This is a genomic window from uncultured Nisaea sp. (assembly GCF_963974195.1).
GTDB lineage: Bacteria > Pseudomonadota > Alphaproteobacteria > Thalassobaculales > Thalassobaculaceae > Nisaea.
Genome location: NZ_CAXBDC010000204.1, coordinates 1 through 2,328, shown reverse-complemented (window position 1 = coordinate 2,328; position 2,328 = coordinate 1). Strand labels below are relative to the sequence as shown.

Sequence of the window (2,328 nt, the reverse complement as noted above, 5' to 3'; positions counted from 1 at the left end):
CTATTGGTCGAACGACCGGGGAAATCTGCATGAACGAGTCTTCAGCGTTGATGGTGACGCCGATCGCGGCCGAGGTGAGTCTCAAGGACAAGACTTACGCGGCCCTGAAAGACGGCATTGTCTCGATGAACATCTATGACCCGGATGCCAATCTGCGGCTTGATGAGCGGCAATTGTCAGAGCAGCTCGGGATCAGCCGGACGCCACTGCGTGAAGCGTTGGCCCGGCTGGCGCAGGAAGGGCTGGTCGACATCCAGCCCCGGCGCGGTGTGTTCATTGTCCGCAAAACCAAGGCCGAGATCATCGAGATGATCAAGGTCTGGGCGGCCCTTGAAGGCATGGCAGCCCGGCAGGCTGCGGAGATTGCCACCGATGCGGAAATCCAGCAGTTGCGCCGTATCTTCCAGGAGACGGAAAAAGGCCGGCTGGAAATTGACGAATATTCGAGCCGCAATATCGAATTCCATCAAGCGATCCTGAAGCTCGGCCATTCGCCGCTGATTCTGGAAATGACCGACAAGATCTTCCTGCATGTCCGCGCCATCCGCGTCCGGACCATCGGGGAGCAGGACCGGATTGCCCGATCGATGCAGGATCATATGCATATCGTCGAGGCAATCGAGGCCCGTGACGGGGAGTTGGCGGAGCGTCTGGTCGAGGATCATGCGCTCGCGCTCGCCAAGCATGTCGCTAACAACGTGAACTATCTCGGATAACCAACGATCAAGCGGCGGTGCGCGTTTAAACGACCGCCAATAAAAAGGGAGCCTTTAATATGAGCGATACCGCTACCGATACCCTGAAGGAAAAAGACCGCTCCGGCGAAGTCGTATCCGGTGGCCATCTGGTCGCGAAAGCCCTGAAGAACGAGGGTGTGGACACTATTTTCACACTCTGCGGCGGGCATATCATCGATATCTATGACGGCTGCGTCGACGAAGGCATCCGCATTGTCGATTTCCGGCACGAGCAGGTCGCGGCCCATGCCGCCGACGGGTACGCCCGTCAGACCGGCAAGCTCGGCTGCCTTGTCACCACGGCTGGCCCGGGCTGCACCAACGCGATGACCGGTGTTGCCACCGCGTTCCGTTCGGAAAGCCCGATGCTGCATATCGGCGGACAGGGTGCGCTGACCCAGCACAAGATGGGCTCGCTGCAGGATCTGCCCCATGTCGACATCATGGCGCCGATCACCAAATTCTCCGCCGGCGTCCGCTCGACGGAGCGCGCGGGCGACATGGTCTCCATGGCGGCCCGTGAATGTTTCTCCGGAGCCTATGGCCCGTCCTATCTTGAAATTCCGCGCGACGTGCTGGACCGCGAAGTCCCGCTGTCGAGTGCTGTTATCCCGGAGCCGGGCAAGTACCGCGCCTCGGTCAAGTCGATTGGCGATCCGGCCGATATCGAGCGTCTGGCGGATCTGATCGTCAAGGCGGAGCGTCCGGCCATTCTCGTCGGCTCCCAGGTCTGGATGAGCCGCGGCCATCAGGCGGCGATCGATCTGGTCAAGGACCTGAACATCGCCTGCTACATGAATGGCGGCGCGCGCGGCATGCTCCCGCAGACGGACAGCCATTATTACAACCGGACCCGCCGTCTTGCCTTCCAGAAGGCCGACCTGCTGCTGATCGTCGGCACCCCGTTCGATTTCCGCATGGGGTATGGCAAGCGTATCCGCGAAGACCTGACGCTGGTGCAGATCGATCAGTCTTACAGCACAGTCGGCAAGAACCGGGATGTGGATCTCGGCATCGCCGGTGATCCGGGTGCGATCCTCAGCGCCGTGCATGCGGCCATCAAGGGCCGGGTCGATAATGGCTCCAAGGGCCGTGACGGCTGGCTGAAGGAACTGCGCGCGGCCGAAGAGGCGGCAACCGAAAAGCTGATGCCGCTGTTCCTGTCCGACCAGTCCCCGATCCATCCCTACCGGGTGGCGTGGGAGCTGAACGAGTTCCTGACAGAGAAGACGGTCTATATCGGCGACGGCGGCGACGTGGTGACGATCTCCGCCCAGGCCGTGGCGCCGAAAGGCCCGGGTAACTGGATGGATCCGGGTGCGCTCGGATCGCTCGGTGTCGGCACCGGCTTTGCCATCGCGGCGGGGCTCGCCAATCCGGAGAAGGAAATCCTCTGCTATTACGGCGATGGCTCCTTCGGCATGACTGCGTTCGACATGGAGACCGCGAACCGGTTCGGCGTGCCCTATATCGCCGTCATCGGTAACAACTCTTCCATGAACCAGATCCGCTACGGCCAGATCGCGAAATATGGCGATCAGCGCGGCAATGTCGGCAACAAGCTCGGCGATGTGCCGTTCTCCAAGTTTGC

The 2,328-nt window shown here is 61.2% G+C and carries 2 protein-coding genes; both read left to right on the top strand.

Going from position 1 to position 2,328, the window contains the following annotated elements; genetic code table 11:
* A partial coding sequence (locus AAC126_RS22225; protein WP_339857650.1) for a GntR family transcriptional regulator occupies nt 1-716 on the top strand: 716 nt, incomplete at its 5' end.
* A 59-nt stretch (nt 717-775) separates the two neighbouring features.
* A partial coding sequence (locus AAC126_RS22220; RefSeq protein WP_339857647.1) for a thiamine pyrophosphate-binding protein occupies nt 776-2,328 on the top strand: 1,553 nt, incomplete at its 3' end.